This is a genomic window from Dyadobacter sp. CY345 (assembly GCF_021502725.1).
In the GTDB taxonomy this organism is placed as follows: Bacteria; Bacteroidota; Bacteroidia; order Cytophagales; family Spirosomataceae; genus Dyadobacter.
Map to the genome: position 1 here is coordinate 360,697 of NZ_JAKFFS010000001.1, position 15,909 is coordinate 376,605.

Genomic DNA, 15,909 nt, shown 5'->3' on the forward strand with positions numbered 1-15,909 from the left:
AACTAAATAAAAAAACAATAAAAAAGTCCGGACGGAAGCGACCGGACTTTTTTAAATTTTCTTCAAAAGTATATCACTTTTTCTTTTTTGCTTTTTTCTTACCTGCAACAGGCTCTTCGGCAGTTTTTGCTAAATCTTTGATACGGATGTTTCTGAACTTAACAGGAGAACCGTGCCCAAGAAATCCGATATAACCCGAAGTGTTTTTTAGTCCCGGATGATCACGGTGGTCGGCGGTACCATTTTTACTGGCTTCCGCAAGGTCACCCTCAGTGATAACTGTTCCGTTTAAAGTCACTTTAATTTTCGAGCCTTTTAAATAAATTTCTTCGTAATTCCATTCACCAAGCGGTTTCAGGTAACCACGTTTTGCAGGAATAATTCCGTAAGCCGAACCATGATACTGATACTCTTTCAGATTTTTATAGATGTCTGCATCATTATCCAAAATCTGGATTTCCGTACCGACATAGGCAGCATCACCTTCCATCGGTGTACGAATTCCCAACCCGTTGTTTGCACCCGGCGTAAGCTGGAACTCGAAACGGAAAATGAAGTCGCTGTATTGATCTTTTGAATACAAATTACCCTTTCCACCACCTTTTGGATCCAAAACCATTTCCCCGTTTTGGCTGGTGTAATCCGTGGTATTTCCAGTCCATTCGTGCATATTGGTACCATCAAACAAAACTTTGTAACCTTCTTTCTTCTCTTCATCGGAAAGTACAAAAGGTTCAGGACGAGGTATTTCACGAACAAAAATATCGCGGTAATAAACAATGTTTCCGTGCGCCTGTAATTCCAGTTGTTCTTTTACAAAAATCGGTAAGTTACGATCCCAGTAATTTTCAAGAATTACATTATCAACCACGCGTTCGCCGTTCAACTCAACAGTTACTCTGTCGCCAATCATGGTAATGTGAAAATTATTCCAGTCACCAATCGCGTTATCTGCCAGTTTGGTTGGGTTTTTAGGATTTTTTGCGTTGTTATACAAACCGCCCGAACCTACCTGCGCGCCAACTTCTACACGTGAAGTATCCCAGATTTGAACCTGAGGAGTTCCGCGAAGATAAATTCCCGCATCACCTTTCGACTCAATTTTCCAATCTACATACATTTCAAAATCACCGTATTGTTTTACCGTACACAGGTTATCGCCATGACCAGAAAATACAAGTTCCCCGTTTTTCGCTGCCCAACCGGTTTTCATCACTTCATCTGCTTTTTTCTGTTTGAAAGCCAGAGAATCAGCACTCATTTTTCCACGAGCGATCGGATTTTCCACCAAACCTTTCCAGCCCGTCAAGTCTTTTCCATTGAAAAGGGATACGAAACCCTCACCGGCAGGCATTTCAGCTAAGTGCTTACGGATCGATTCTTTTTGGTATTCAGCATCCTGTCCTTTCAGTACCGAAGATGTTTTTGTCAACAAAGAACGAACGTCTTCCCCTGTGAAATTTTTATTTGCCAGGGCGATATTCATGACGGCCATCGCAGATGCCTGTTGGACAGCACCTGATTCGTCCAGATATTTTCCGGCGAGAAGCAGCGCATTAAAAGTTTTATACCTTACGAGCTCTTTCAAGATCAATTCTTTTTGAGCATCCGTTTTTGCAATGTCCATGGCATTGTGAAGCATCAGAACTTTGTTAACCGGTGTTTTTGTCGATTTGGAAACACCTGCAACGTAACCCGTCAGCGCAAGATTGAAATCTTCCGCATCAGCTGACTTTTTAGCTATGGCCAAAAGTTCATTGGCCGCACTGGCATCTGTCCAGTTTGAAAGCGCGGATATGGCTGCCTTTTTCGAAACAGCATCCCCTGAATTATAAGAGGAAACAACAGAACTTAAAGCCTTATTTCCACCAATACTTACTAGTACTGCAAGATATCGCGATTGTTTGTCAGCAGGAGAAGCGGTTATTTGTTTTAGTATAACATCACTTTGTGCCATTGCATTTCCAGAACCTTTAACGCCTGTAATAATCCCTTTCTGAACCGCTGCAATTTCTTCCGTACTGTTTACAGAATTTAAAAATGTAAATAAGAGAGGAAGATCGTTAGATGTCGCCAATGATTTCAAGGCATTGAATGCTGCTGTGTTGACTTGCGGATTAGCATTGTTCAGGAGCGCAGTGACTACATTCATTTTTGAACTTGCCGCTCTAGCCGCCAATACATCAATGACAGCTGGCTGCGCCGTGACCGGCAAAGCTGGCAATGCCGTAGCAAGCTGATCAACAACAGTATTTCCCTTTAAAGTAAGAAGCGTATTTTTTACAGCCTGGATTTCGGCAGCGGTACCTTTTTTCAAGATCGGAATCAGAGCAGGCAGGCTGCTTTCCCCACCAATTTTTCCGGCAGACCAGATTGCAGCCATTTTCACTTTTGCATCTTTCGAAGCCAGTGATTTGGTAATGGCTGGCAACGCATCTTTGGATTCAGCACGGCCGAGCATATAAATAATTTCAGCCTGAACTTCCGGTTTCGCTTTTTTCATCGCATTAAGCCAGGGCGTTGTTCCATCCGCCATGGTATATTTCTGACCAAGTTTCAAAGCTGCTGCACGATATTCCGGATCGGTACTTTCCATAGCCTTCACCAACACCGGAACACTTTCACGTTTTTTGCTGTCTGCATAAATTTTCAAAGCAGCAGAACGGGTATTGGTTTGTTTAATATCAACCAATGAATTGATAAGCGAAAGCGCGGCCTTGTCAGCAATCGGTGCATTGCCTGTTAAAGACAAACGTGACAAATAGTTTAGATACACAGCGGTCGAGTTAGCTTCATCGTACAAGTAATTTGCCTTGTTTGCCGCAGCTGCCAAAATCGCCTCCGATGAAGGAACACCGATTTCAGAAAGTGCAAACAAACTTACTTTACGAAGATTTAAATCATCACTAACCGCCGTTTTTTCAATCGCCGGGGCAGCTTCCTCGTAGAGACTTCCACCCAATGCCTCGGTAATTGAAATCTGAGGATTACCTTTTGCGCTGGCTAAACTTTGCAGCAACGCTTTTCCAGCTGTTTCTGATCCTATTCTTGCCAGCGTTCTTGCCGCCGGTCCTGATAATTTTTCGTCAGTCAGGAAAGTTGCCAGCGTAGGCACTGCTTCATCTTTACCAATTGTCTGCAACTGATAAATTAGAAATTGCTTGCTTTCCGGCGCCTCTACTTTTGACAGTGCTTCCACATAGGCATCAGCCGCTGTTTTGCGCAAGGCCTCTTTTCCAGCCTGGGCAGAATAATAAGTAAAACCACCCAAAGCATACTGCACTTTGCTGTCGTCACCTTTTCCTGGCGCGGCAAGCATCGTCGCGATTTGGACCAAACCTGGTTTTCCAAGTTCAGCCAGTTCGTCCATGCTTTTCTTCAATTGTAAAGCATTATCAGCCGGAAGTTGCGCTAATAAATCTGCAATCCGGGTTGATGTTGTTCTGTTTTTATCAAGCTGAGCCATTGCACCCGTATTCAACATACCGGTTGCGAGCAGCGCATATATAATTTTTTTCATGATTTATTTTAAATGAATGAAACGCTGTAATTTTCTTGTTTTGAGATATTTACAGCCAGATATTTACATAGTCCAAGGACCGCGCATCGGTTGGTCGATCAAACGGTTTGCGCCTTCATCGTCAATAAATTCCTGTTTTACAGGATCGAATTTCAATGACCGGCCCAAACGAAGTGCGATTAAACCCATGTTGACCAACGTACATGAACGGTGTCCGTTTTCTTCATTTAACGCAAATTTCTGACGATTTTTAACCGCTTCGACAAAGTCGGTAACCTGTGGTTCAGGATCAGGGAAAGCAGCTAGTTTCTTTTCAAGATCAGGAATATCTGACCGGAAATTTGGATATAGTTTTCCTTTTGGCCCTTCGATATAAGCTACATTTTCATCTTTTGCTTCGCCGTCCAGTACAATCTGACAGCCATCTGCGTAGGTATAGGTAATGCGTCTCCAGGTTCCTACCGCTTCGGTATGCTGCTGTGGAGCATCCACTTCCACGCTTACCGGGCTTGTATCATCTTTGCCGAGGACATATTGGATCGGGTCAATATAATGTTGTCCCATATCACCCAATCCGCCGCCATCATAATCCCAGTAACCACGGAAAGTCTGGTGGACACGGTGTGCGCTGTACGGCTTGTAAGGCGCAGGCCCTAGCCACATTTCGTAGTCAAGCTCCGCAGGCACGGGCTGAGGTTCGTTGACGGTTTTTCCTACCCAGTAAAATTTCCAGTCAAAACCGGTATGCTTGCTCACCGTTACTTTTAACGGCCAGCCCAGCATACCACTCTGAACTAATTTTTTTATAGGTTTCACGGTTGTCTTCATACCATAAAAATTATCCTCAAAACGGAACCAGGTATTAAGTCTGAAAATTCTTCCGTGTTGCTGAACTGCTTCCACCAAACGTTTTCCCTCACCGATGGTACGGGTCATTGGTTTTTCGCACCATACATCCTTTCCGGCACGTGCTGCATCTGCCGCAATGATCCCGTGCCAATGAGGCGGTGTTGCCACGTGCACAATATCAACTTCCGGCAATTGGATTAATTCACGGTAGTCAGAGAAGGTTTTTACACCTTTTTCCACCATTCCGGCGGCTTTTTCCAAATGGGTTTTATCAACATCACAAAGTGCTACAACCTTTGTTCCGGCATAGGGAATGTGGCCACGGCCCATGGAACCTACCCCCACGATGGCTTTGGTAAGCTGGTCACTTGGAGCAATAAAACCTTTGCCCAGTACGTGGCGGGGTACAATGGAAAATGTGGCGAGCGTCGCCAGTGAACCTTTAATAAAGTTACGCCTGGACGAAGAGGAGCCTATCTTTTCTTTCATTAGTTAAGGGGTAATTTAGGAAATGTAACAGTTTAGGATCGTAAATAAATTTATTAAATACGCGTGAAATTATAACATTATTTAGAATGGAGCAAAACGCAAACAGGTTATTGTAGATAATATTTTAAACATACACGAAATCCGGCAATTCTTTCGCGAAAATGTTTAGCTATTGTTTTTCAGCATCTTAAACCTGGATATGGCAGAATATTATAAAAGCTGCAATCGGTTACGATTACAGCTTTTAGATGATTTTTATCAATATTGATAATTACTTCTCCATATCAATCTTCAACGCATCGGTGAAACTTTTTTGTGCCGACATCTTTTCAATATCTTCTGATCTTCTCGGCGCCTGGACCGACAGATTCTCAAAACCATCTTTTTTGATCAACACATCATCCTCGATCCGCACTGCAATTCCCCACCACTTTTTGTCGCAATCGCTGTTTTCAGGAATATAAATACCAGGCTCAACGGTGATGATCATATTTTCAAAAAGCTTATTGTATATACCCTTGTCATGCACATCCAGGCCGAGAAAATGGGAACAGCCATGCGGATAATAAAGGCGGTTCTGTTTTTCGTCCTTCAAAATGCCAAGTTTTACCAATCCATTAGTCACAACATCACGTGCGGTTTTTTCAATTTCCTGGAAAGTTGTTCCTTCTCTGCAAATTTTGAAAACGGCCTCCTGGGCTTCATAAACAATATCATAGATCTGTTTTTGTTCAGCAGTAAATTTTCCGTTCGCTGGAAAAGTTCTGGTCACGTCAGCAGAATAGCCGTGATATTCAGCACCCACATCCATCAAAACCATTTTATTTCCCAGATTTGTTGCGTTGTTTTCAATGTAATGAAGGACGCAGCCATTCGCCCCCGCACCCACAATCGAAGGATACCCGACATATTCCGCGCCCAATTTTTTATGAATAAATTCCTGAACGCCCTGCAATTCCAGTTCAGACATACCAGGCTTCACAGCCTTCATTGCTTCATTATGTGCCAGTGCAGAAATTGTGATCGATTTTCGCATAAGCGCGAGTTCCTCCGCTGTCTTAATCTGCCTCAGCTGTTTGGTATATAAAGCAAACAATGCAGGATCCCATTTTGAAGCGCCCATTTCTTTTAAAAGTGCTATGGCTTCGGTCGAATCTTTCAGAGCGACTACTTTTTTTATGAATGGATTATTTCTGTATTGCTCACTTCCGTCCGACAAATTTTTATAATACTGCGTTAACCTTGGAATAGAATTGAGCAGCATTGGATATTGTGAAACTGACATGATATCTGCCATCACCTCACCGTCAAAATCTTCCGGCATCGCTGATTTTTTCTTAAAAATTTTTACAAGATCATGAATATCATCTGTCTGTGTTATTTTGTCAGAAATGTCCTGAGGAAATTCGAAAATGACTTTGTCAAATTTTGAAAGGTCCGGGACATACCGCTCAAAATCTTCTGAATTGTATACATGAGAAAATCCCATCGCTTTGACGCCCTCAATACCCAATCGTTTGCCGGTCCATTGCTCCCGTTGCGCATTTTTCTTTTGGACAAAAAATAATTCGTTGTAAGATTGATTGGCAGAATCTTTCTGTGCGTCTTTAAAAATCAACATGACAGAACTAGGTTCAGTATATCCGCTGAAATAATAGAGATCCGGATTTGCGTGGTATTTGTAATCTACGTCATTGGAAAAATTCCGGGTTGGAAAGGCAAAAACGGCCATGACCGAATTCTCAGGAAGCATTTTTCTTAGCGCGTCGCGGCGTCCTTTATGAAATTCTTTGCTCAGGTAGTCAGTTGGTACGTGCAACTGCGCTAAACAGTTCGCTGCGACGATACAAAAAAGTGATAATGAAAGTAATGCTTTTGTCATGATTTTTCTGGCTGATACTTATCTGAATTTTTTCGGTAAAGTAAGTGTAATCAATTGTTTTACAAAATGTTGTAATTTTAGTTTGCCTGAATTTATTGCATTCTAAATGTAGAATCCGAAAGTAGTCAAATGTTTTCTTTTTTCCTTTTTTAACGACTAAATGACTGCACTTAAAAAGTTACAGGAACATGGGAAATTTTAAATCTTTACAGGAAATCGATTTTAAAAATCTTATTCGGCCAGCCTATTTTCCTTCTCCGCAGGCCTGGGAAGATCAGGTATTGTATTTCTTGCTCCTGGACCGGTTTTCGGACGGAAAGGAAAAAGATTTTATTGACAACGATGGCACTATTTTTCCATCGGGTACTACGCCGTCATATCTTCCGGAACATTTCGAGAATGCGGTTAGAACAGACGAAGAAGCGAAAAAATGGAATGAGGCAGGGAATAAATTTGTTGGCGGTACTTTAAAAGGTTTGGAAAGTAAAATCGGATATCTGAAACGGCTTGGGATCTCTGCAATCTGGATAAGTCCGGTTTTCAAACAGGTTAAGTCACAGGAAACTTTTCACGGATACGGCATACAGGATTTTCTGGAAATTGAGCCTCGTTTTGGCACTACTCAGGATTTGATTGATGTTGTCAAAACGGCTCACGAAAATGGGATTTACGTGATTCTGGATATTATTTTAAATCATTCCGGTGATGTTTTTGGCTATGTGAATGGTCAGCCAAATTATGAAAATGGAAGAATTTTTCCAGTTCAGGGTTTTCGTGACGCTGCAGGTACTGCAAATCTTCCGTTTTCGGTTTTGGATGAAGATCAATTTCCTGATGCAGGTATATGGCCTTTGGAGCTTCAAACGACCGAGACTTTTACCAAAAAGGGAAAAATAATTCATTGGGACGACAGCCCGGAATTTCTGGAAGGTGATTTTGAATCATTGAAAGATATTCACCAGGGAAAAGGTAACACGGATGACTTCCGTCCTTCCCCGGCATTGATCGCCATCACGAAAGCATACAAATACTGGATTGCCGTCGTCGATATTGACGGGTTCAGGATTGATACGGTAAAACACATGGAAACCGGCGCGACACGTTATTTTGCTTCGGTGATCAAAGAATTTACAATGGCTATCGGAAAGGAAAATTTTTATCTGATCGGAGAAATAACCGGAGGGAGGACTCGTGCTTTTGATACGTTGGAAATAACAGGTTTGGACGCGGCTCTGGGCATCGACGATATACCCGACAAGATGGAATATATGGTGAAAGGTTATCGAAATCCATCTGAATATTTTGGCTTGTTCAGGAATTCGGAGCTCGTGCACAAAGAGTCGCATATCTGGTTTCGAAATAAGGTCGTCACTCTTTTTGATGATCATGATCAGGTTCGAAAGGGTAATAATAAAGCGCGATATTGTGCGAATGACGCCGGCTCGGATTCTCTGATCGCTGTAATCGGATTAAATCTCACTTCGCTCGGAATTCCATGTCTATATTATGGGACTGAACAAGCTTTTGATGGCGAAGGCGGAAATGACCGTTATATCCGTGAAACGATGTTTGGTGGAGACTTTGGCGCTTTTAGAAGTAAAAGCGTACATTTTTTCAAGGAAAATAATAAGTGGTTTCCGGAAATTTCGAAGATTATCAAGGTAAGAAACCAGCACATTCCTTTGCGAAGAGGTCGTCAGTATTTAAGGCAAATATCAGGAAATGGTACCGAATTTGGTTTTCCGGGTTTATTTGGCGGCAGAATGAAATCAATCGTTGCTTGGTCAAGGATTTTCAATGATCAGGAAATTCTCTGTGCGTTTAATACAGATCCGGAACATGAAACGGTCGCATATGTAACCATTGACAACACGCTGCACGTCATTGATACGAAATTGAATTGTTTATATGCATCCGGTCCAAGTCCTTCTGTGATAAATGTTGAAGCGAGAAATGGCAAAGCAGTCCGCCTTACCATTCCTCCCTCAGGCTTTGTAATTTATGGATAGGATGAGCCGGTTTAGACCGGCTTTTTCATAGGTTGTAATTTCCAGTAGGTAAGGCTTCTCCATAACCATTCCAGCGGGCCAAAATAAAAATTTCGTAACCATATCGGGCTGATAATTAATTGGAAAATCCAGATTGCGAAGACTACAAAAAATATCTGATAATATTCGAAAGTCGCAAATTTGTTTAACCCATAACCGTAGAAAAACAGCGTGCAAATCAAGGAATGCGTAATGTAATTGGTAAAAGCCATCTGACCGACGGCTGCCAGTCGGTTAAGGAAACTTTTAATATATCCGGATTTGTATAAAATCAGAATAACTGAAACGTGGGCCATGACCAGAAATATTCGCTGCGCAGGATAAATCAGGTCGATCCACACAATCGGATGACTGTCCATATGCGCCAGACTTGTAGCCATGTTTGGGAAGTTATAAAACGCATAGTATGAGTCATACAAAACCAGCGGCAACCCGATGCCATAACCAACAAGTGCAACTTTTAAATACTGTTTTCGAGACCATTTACATGTCAGGAAACCCCATTTGAACAAGGCAATTCCCAACAGCATAAGTGCAAGCGGATCGGAAATCTGGTATAAAAAATACGTGGTCTGTCCTTTCCAAGCCTCTTTTCGAATTTTGGCTGCAACGGTTTTATAATCCGATTTCATGATCCGGGTGTTTTCTGCTGCATCCTGTTTGTTTGGAATAAATTCTTTTTCTATTTCCCGCCAATCTGTCAAGACTTTTTGCTGAGCCGCTGTCAGTGTTTTTCCCGCTTTTTTATCGGCGGTCACTGCAATATAATCCAGCCGTTTTGTCCTTATTTCCTGATAAAACTGCGTACTTGTGAAAAAGCCGATAATTGCCACGATCGGAACGCCCCAAACAAGATATTTGGGCGCAGCATTCCTGAAAAGAAACGCGATCATACCAATTAGACCATAAGAGTATAAGATGTCTCCGTCCCAAAGAATAATGTGCGCATGAATTAATCCAAAAATGACCAGCCACGCCATTCTCCTGTAAAAAAGCAAGGTAGCTGACGTTCCGGTTTTTTCCTTTTTTGAAATAAACAGAAGAATGCCTGCACCGAAAACCATAGAAAATAACGCTCTCATTTTTCCCTCAAAAAAGACAATAATCACTGTTCTGACCCAGAAGTTGATATCTTCCGGATTGCTTCTGAAAGTCTCTGAATAATAATTTGGCATTGAGAAACCCGGAATATTCATCAGTAGAATCCCAAGAAGCGCTATACCTCTCAAAACATCGACTGACTGAATGCGGTCAGTTTCGGAAACAGGCGCCAGTATAGGAGCGGAATTCGTAACCTCAGCAGTAGTAGTACTTTCCATTTTGTCAAAATTTAGGCTGAAAATGAAAAACTATAAGGAATGGCTAATGAATTTAGTGATATAAGACATTAAATGTCAGTTATTTAAGCTCATTTTATTTAGCGGTAACGAACAGTTTGGCGTATTGTCCAACAGAAAATTTCGGATGAGACTCTTGAAAATGAAATCAAGTAATATTTAAAGGAGCTGGTGGCGAGCAGGATTAACGAATCAACATATACGTAACTTAAAATAGCAAAGCGAAGCTTGGAAGACTTCGCTTTGTTGTTGACCATATGAAAAGAAATTTTAATATGACAGTTTGTAGACTTTTCCTAATGCCGTCGATACAGCAACATAAGATTTGTCTCCAATTCTTTCCAGATCAGTCGGCATCATTAGTCCGTCCAGAATAGTTCCGCCGTTTGCGTTTGAAATTTTACCTGAAAATGGTGTAAAACCGCCGGGCAGTGCGAATTTGGCCAAAGAAAGAACCAGAGGCTGATAGGAGGCAGTCAAAACAATGTCGACAACAGTTGTGAATCCGCCTTTGTAAACTGAAATATTTCCTGCTTTGTCAATCTGTTGAATGGTCGAAATGCCTTCAATAAAAGGAAATCCGCTTAAAGATGAAACAAGAAATTTATTTCCATCATACACGATACTCGTTGGTACAAAGTCAATTGGGCCGTTTGGTCCGGTATATGGAGGTAATTCTGCAAAAATGCTGAGCGCTTTATTGGTGTTTCTCCTTACGATTGCATTTGCTGCTGCATCTGTCATATACAGATCGCCGTTTGGCCCCCAGGTCAGGTTATAAATATTGGATTCGTGTTTGTGAATTTTGAAACTGGAACCTAAAACAAACAAATTAATTGTTTCGTAAGGTAAAGTTGCAGCAAGTATCGGATCGGTAACACCAGGTTTGAAGTTGGATATATCAGCAATAAAAAGTTTCCCCAGAACGCCATGCAGAATGTAAAGTTTTCCATCTTTATAAGTCAGGTGCGTAAGTCCGCTTGGTGTACCTTCGGGGTTGATAACCGAAAGAAATCCTGTAATGGCAGGCCATACTTTTCCGTCAGGGGTAATCACCGAAACTCTACCCGTATTTCCATCCCCATCTCCTTGCTCAGTCACCCAGAGATAGCCGTTAGAACTTTGTGTAATCCCGATCGGTGCTATCAGCCCACTGGCAAATTCTTCCGATTTAAAACTCTGCGGATCCTCGATGATATCGTGGTCTACACAACCAGCTGTAAAAACCAATAATAGAAGCGCAATTCTTAATAGAAATGAAGTTTTCATAATGTTGAATTTTAAACGGTGTTGATATGGAGATTATTATGCGATATTAATGAACTGCAAGGTTGGATTATAGGAATATTTAATATTGTTATTATTCGGTTAAGGTAATCCATGGAGGTATGAATAAATGGCATTTAATTCCTGATCGGTGTAGGTTAAATGTCTCCAAGGCATCGCGTCACTCAGCATTTTTCCTTCGGGAGTTTTTCCGGTTCGGATGGTTGTCGCAAATGCATCGGGCGTCCATTTTCCGAGATTTCCAGTTGAACTAATATCAGGTACCGGAGGCTCGTTTGGTCCATGCGGAGCTGCTCCTTTTAGTGTCGGGCTGTGGCAACCGGTACAGGTTATTGCCAGATATTCGCCATATTCAGGTGTTGCAGATGGAGCCACATCGTCGACATAAACAGCATTGTGGTTAATTTTTTCTGCCGGAAATAATGGAAATTCATCAAGAAATGTCAGCACACGACCTAACGGTTTTAATGATTTTTCATGGCCCACTTTGTCAACCGGAGGCTTCGATTTTACGAAGCTGATCAAAGAAGCCATGTCCTTATTCGATATGTGATATATTTCATGAGAAGGCATAAACCAGAGCGATCTGCCGTCTTTTCCCAGGCCATGGCGAAGTGCCCGGATCCAGTCTTTTTCGGTATAATCAATGCCGCCTTTTCCGGAAGTGATATTGGAACTATATAAAATTCCGATAGGAGAATTTTCGTCAGCAAATGCCATCCCGCCCGACAAATCTTCGCCATGGCAGCCGATGCAGCCACGAATTTCAGCAATGTGTTTTCCTTTGATAATCGAAGAACTATCGTTGGGAACGGCTATATTTTGAAGTTTTACATCATAGATTTTAGCCGCTCGAGATTCTGTGTTGAAATAGACATAGGCGTAGAAGGCGGACAGAATCAACGCTAAACTCCCCACGACAATTCCAGTCCATTTAAGAATTTTACTTAACATATAGAAAAAATTACTGGTGAATATTCGGGCAAAAGACTACCACTCCATTCTCGATGGATTATCTGAATGGTCGACGCTGGGAAGCATGTTGATGATATGACGCAAAACTAACAGCTCTGCAATAATCAGACAAGGAATACTGATTTAATGGAAGCTTGTTTTTAGTTAACGGTTACAAAAGTGGATTTGTGGGCAAGTTTGACACAAAGATGCTCAGGTAAGGCTGAGAGCAGCCCTACCCGGAATCGTGAAGATATTGACAATCAATGCTTAGAGCGGAATGTTTCCGTGCTTTTTCCTTGGAAGTGTTGCTACTTTATTTTCCAGCATACTGAAAGTACGTATCAGTTTTTCCCGCGTTTGTTCAGGATAAATCACTTCGTCGACGTAGCCGCGGTGCGCTGCCCGGTATGGATTTGCAAATTTTTTAGTATACTCATCTACTTTTTCTGCGAGCTTTTCTGCCGGATTTTCGGCCTCCGCAATTTCTCTTTTGAAGATGATCTCAGCCGCTCCGCTAGCGCCCATCACCGCGATTTCAGCAGTGGGCCATGCGAAATTCATATCGGCACCGATGTGTTTTGAGTTCATCACGTCATAAGCGCCGCCGTATGCTTTTCGGGTAATAACGGTGACGCGGGGAACGGTTGCTTCGCAAAACGCATATAACAATTTTGCACCATTCGTGATAATGCCATTCCATTCCTGATCTGTTCCAGGCAAAAATCCCGGGACATCTTCAAGCACCAGCAGCGGAATATTGAAACAATCACAAAAGCGAACAAATCGCGCAGCTTTTTGACTCGCGTTTATATCCAGCACTCCCGCCAGAACAGCCGGTTGGTTAGCAACAATGCCAATACTTCTTCCAGCAATTCTTGCAAAACCAACGACAATATTTTCTGCGAAGTTTTTATGTACTTCGAAAAAAGTATCCGTATCTGTAATTTCTTCTACCACCTCACGAATGTCATAAGGCTGATTCGGGTTTTCCGGAATGATCGTATTTAAAGCTGGACGCGATTCGCTGGCTGGCTGGTAGGGAAGTCGCGGTGCATCATCTTCGCAGTTTTGCGGGAGATAACTCAGTAGTTTTTTGATATATAATATACATTCAACTTCATTTGCAGCGACGAAATGGGTCACCCCGGATTTTGTCGCATGCGTCATTGCTCCTCCTAATTCTTCGGAAGTCACGTCTTCATGCGTTACAGTTTTAACCACATTGGGACCGGTGACAAACATATAACTGCTGTTTTCCACCATCAAAATAAAATCCGTAATGGCAGGAGAATAAACAGCACCGCCAGCACATGGGCCCATAACGGCCGAGATCTGAGGGATAACTCCGGATGCCAGCGTGTTTTTATAAAAAATATCAGCATAACCTGCCAGAGAAAGGACCCCTTCCTGAATTCTGGCTCCTCCTGAATCATTCAACCCGATAACCGGCGCTCCGTTTTTCATCGCAAGATCCATGATTTTACAGATTTTTTCAGCATGTGTTTCAGAAAGGGAGCCACCAAAAACCGTGAAATCCTGAGCAAAAACATAAACCAATCTGCCATTCAATGTACCATATCCGGTCACCACGCCATCGCCGAGATAATGTTCTTTATCCATGCCGAAATCACGGCTTCTGTGCATTACAAACTTTCCGATCTCCTCAAAAGAATTTTCGTCCAGCAGGATAGAAACCCTTTCTCTCGCTGTAAGTTTTCCTTTGGCATGTTGGGTTGCAATCCGTTTTTCTCCGCCTCCAAGGTCAGCTTCTGCATTTTTTTTATCTAAAAGGTCTTTTTTCGAAGTCGCTGCGAATCTTGATTCCATATAATACGGACGATATGGTTACATTTGTTTTAAAATGATTCCTAAATATAATGTCATTTTAACAGATTCAGGAAATTTTTGCATTTCTATGAGGCAGATCGGTACCGGCTTTATTTTTTTGACCCTTTTTATTTTTCTTTTTAAAGGAGAAATAAAAGCGCAAACGACCGGTGGAAGAAGCGGCCTTAATTTTTTACAGCTGCCTGCACAGGCAAAAAGTACAGCACTGGGCGCAAATCACATGACCATCGCCGGGAACGATCCTGCTTTATTTTTACAAAATCCAGCCTTACTGGATTCGACAAAAGAAGATCAGGTTTCATTGAATCTGATGCCTTATCTGGCTGATACTAAATTTATAAACCTGGCGTATGCCAACGCTTTAAAACGCACAAACGGAACCTGGGCGGTCGGTTTGCAATATCTCAACTATGGAAATATTACCGAGACGGATGCGGCCGGCAATATTATTGGAGAATTCAGGGCAGCAGATTATGGCGTGTCAGCCGGATATGGCCAGACAATCGGAGCATTTACGTTGGGAGCTAGCGTGAAATTTGTCGGTTCTTCAATTGATTCCTACCATGTCCGGGGAATGGCTTTTGACTGGGGCGGCGTTTTTAAACATCCGCGGGAGGATTTTACAGTAGGTTTTGTAGCCAAAAACTTCGGTTTTTTGAAGCAAAATTTTAACGGCGCCAATACGCCGATTTTACCATTGGATCTGAGAGTAGGATTGACGTTTAAGCCGAAATATATGCCGATCAGGTTTTCCGGAACCATTCACCATTTGAACCGTTTTGATATGGTTTACAATGACCCGAACCTGTTTTTTACTTACGATATCAACGGTTTGAGAATTCCCCGGAAAGTGGGTGTTGCTGAAAAACTGGCCCGTCACGTTTCGCTAGGAGCTGAATTGTTACTGCATAAGAATTTTAGAATACTATTAGGTTACGATCACCTTCGCCGGCAGGAATTACGGCTGAACGAGGCAGGCGGACTTGCCGGATTTTCCTTCGGAGTATGGCTGCGCGTTAAACGGTTCGAGATCAGTTATGGCCGGGCGCAATACACGCCCGGTTTTGGAAGCAGTTCTTTGTCTCTTGTTATGAATTTGAAAAAGCAGGATTAAAAATTTAAGCCTTTTGATACCAAACCTGAATAAGTCCCGACTTAAAAGTTTCAGATCTGACAAATTTCAACGGTAATTCAGGACGATTATCTTGAAATAGCCTGATACCATCGCCAAGTAAAACAGGGATAATGGAGATACAAAATTCGTCAATCAAATTATCTTTAAGAAGCAGATTGACAACTTCCGCGCCACCGTCAACAAAGATATTTTTGCCTTGCTGTTCTTTTAATTTCAGGACCAGGGTTTTCACGTCTTCTGTATAAAACTGAATATTTCCTATTGCAGGTTTCGGTGTTCTGGTGATAATGTAACTTTCTTTATCGCTGTGCGGAAAATCAAATCCCATCGACAATACTTTGTCATAAGTTTTTCGTCCAACAATAACGGTATCAACTGTTTCAATAAATTGAGCATAACCATAATCTTCACCTTCCTGTTCAACCACAGAAAGAAAATCAAGATTGTCGTCTGGCGATGCGATATAGCCGTCGAGGCTGGTTGCGATGTATAATATTACTTTTCTTTCCATGCTAATTATATTAATTGAATGACAAAATAAGTCACTGGACTTTTAA

The 15,909-nt window shown here is 42.0% G+C and carries 10 protein-coding genes; 2 read left to right on the forward strand and 8 right to left on the reverse strand.

Annotated features, from left to right (window positions below):
* Nucleotides 1–73: 73 nt before the first annotated feature.
* The 3 genes from L0657_RS01675 to L0657_RS01685 form a co-directional block, all read right to left on the reverse strand.
* Entirely contained in the window at nucleotides 74–3,520 is a 3,447-nt protein-coding gene (locus tag L0657_RS01675) for a DUF1080 domain-containing protein (protein ID WP_235148663.1), read from the reverse strand.
* A gap of 63 nt (nucleotides 3,521–3,583) precedes the next feature.
* Nucleotides 3,584–4,858 carry a Gfo/Idh/MocA family oxidoreductase gene (locus L0657_RS01680; protein ID WP_235148664.1) on the reverse strand — a complete coding sequence of 425 codons (1,275 nt, stop codon included), beginning with the start codon at nucleotides 4,856–4,858 and terminating at the stop codon, nucleotides 3,584–3,586.
* Between the two features lie 271 nt (nucleotides 4,859–5,129).
* Nucleotides 5,130–6,740, reverse strand: a complete 1,611-nt coding sequence (locus L0657_RS01685) for an aminopeptidase P family protein (protein ID WP_235148665.1) — start codon at nucleotides 6,738–6,740, stop codon at nucleotides 5,130–5,132.
* 188 nt (nucleotides 6,741–6,928) lie between these two features.
* Here L0657_RS01685 and L0657_RS01690 point away from each other — a divergent pair, with 188 nt between their 5' ends.
* On the forward strand, nucleotides 6,929–8,749 hold the full coding sequence (locus L0657_RS01690; RefSeq protein ID WP_235148666.1) for an alpha-amylase family glycosyl hydrolase: 1,821 nt from the start codon (nucleotides 6,929–6,931) through the stop codon (nucleotides 8,747–8,749).
* Nucleotides 8,750–8,760: 11 nt separating this feature from the next.
* Here L0657_RS01690 and L0657_RS01695 read toward each other — a convergent pair whose 3' ends face one another.
* From L0657_RS01695 to L0657_RS01710, 4 genes are all read right to left on the reverse strand, one after another.
* Nucleotides 8,761–10,107 (reverse strand): DUF418 domain-containing protein, encoded by a 1,347-nt coding sequence (locus L0657_RS01695; RefSeq protein ID WP_235148667.1) that lies wholly within the window; start codon nucleotides 10,105–10,107, stop codon nucleotides 8,761–8,763.
* 288 nt (nucleotides 10,108–10,395) lie between these two features.
* The gene (locus tag L0657_RS01700; RefSeq protein WP_235148668.1) at nucleotides 10,396–11,394 is read right to left on the reverse strand and encodes a ScyD/ScyE family protein; all 999 of its coding nucleotides are present in this window, start codon (nucleotides 11,392–11,394) and stop codon (nucleotides 10,396–10,398) included.
* Nucleotides 11,395–11,493: 99 nt separating this feature from the next.
* Nucleotides 11,494–12,366 (reverse strand): cytochrome c, encoded by an 873-nt coding sequence (locus L0657_RS01705; RefSeq protein WP_235148669.1) that lies wholly within the window; start codon nucleotides 12,364–12,366, stop codon nucleotides 11,494–11,496.
* Between the two features lie 270 nt (nucleotides 12,367–12,636).
* The gene (locus L0657_RS01710; protein ID WP_235148670.1) at nucleotides 12,637–14,196 is read right to left on the reverse strand and encodes an acyl-CoA carboxylase subunit beta; all 1,560 of its coding nucleotides are present in this window, start codon (nucleotides 14,194–14,196) and stop codon (nucleotides 12,637–12,639) included.
* 34 nt (nucleotides 14,197–14,230) lie between these two features.
* Between L0657_RS01710 and porQ the strand changes: the two genes are divergently transcribed.
* Nucleotides 14,231–15,331 carry a type IX secretion system protein PorQ gene (gene porQ, locus L0657_RS01715; RefSeq protein WP_235148671.1) on the forward strand — a complete coding sequence of 367 codons (1,101 nt, stop codon included), beginning with the start codon at nucleotides 14,231–14,233 and terminating at the stop codon, nucleotides 15,329–15,331.
* A 4-nt stretch (nucleotides 15,332–15,335) separates the two neighbouring features.
* On the opposite strand, the gene L0657_RS01720 is transcribed toward porQ, so the two are convergent.
* Entirely contained in the window at nucleotides 15,336–15,863 is a 528-nt protein-coding gene (locus L0657_RS01720) for a dihydrofolate reductase family protein (RefSeq protein WP_235148672.1), read from the reverse strand.
* Nucleotides 15,864–15,909 lie beyond the last annotated feature (46 nt).

Coding starts and splice junctions, on each gene's coding strand:
- L0657_RS01675 (WP_235148663.1), bottom strand. CDS start 3,520: ATGAAAAAAATTATATATGCGCTGCTCGCAACCGGTATGTTGAATACG.
- L0657_RS01680 (WP_235148664.1), bottom strand. CDS start 4,858: ATGAAAGAAAAGATAGGCTCCTCTTCGTCCAGGCGTAACTTTATTAAA.
- L0657_RS01685 (WP_235148665.1), bottom strand. CDS start 6,740: ATGACAAAAGCATTACTTTCATTATCACTTTTTTGTATCGTCGCAGCG.
- L0657_RS01690 (WP_235148666.1), top strand. CDS start 6,929: ATGGGAAATTTTAAATCTTTACAGGAAATCGATTTTAAAAATCTTATT.
- L0657_RS01695 (WP_235148667.1), bottom strand. CDS start 10,107: ATGGAAAGTACTACTACTGCTGAGGTTACGAATTCCGCTCCTATACTG.
- L0657_RS01700 (WP_235148668.1), bottom strand. CDS start 11,394: ATGAAAACTTCATTTCTATTAAGAATTGCGCTTCTATTATTGGTTTTT.
- L0657_RS01705 (WP_235148669.1), bottom strand. CDS start 12,366: ATGTTAAGTAAAATTCTTAAATGGACTGGAATTGTCGTGGGGAGTTTA.
- L0657_RS01710 (WP_235148670.1), bottom strand. CDS start 14,196: ATGGAATCAAGATTCGCAGCGACTTCGAAAAAAGACCTTTTAGATAAA.
- porQ (WP_235148671.1), top strand. CDS start 14,231: ATGATTCCTAAATATAATGTCATTTTAACAGATTCAGGAAATTTTTGC.
- L0657_RS01720 (WP_235148672.1), bottom strand. CDS start 15,863: ATGGAAAGAAAAGTAATATTATACATCGCAACCAGCCTCGACGGCTAT.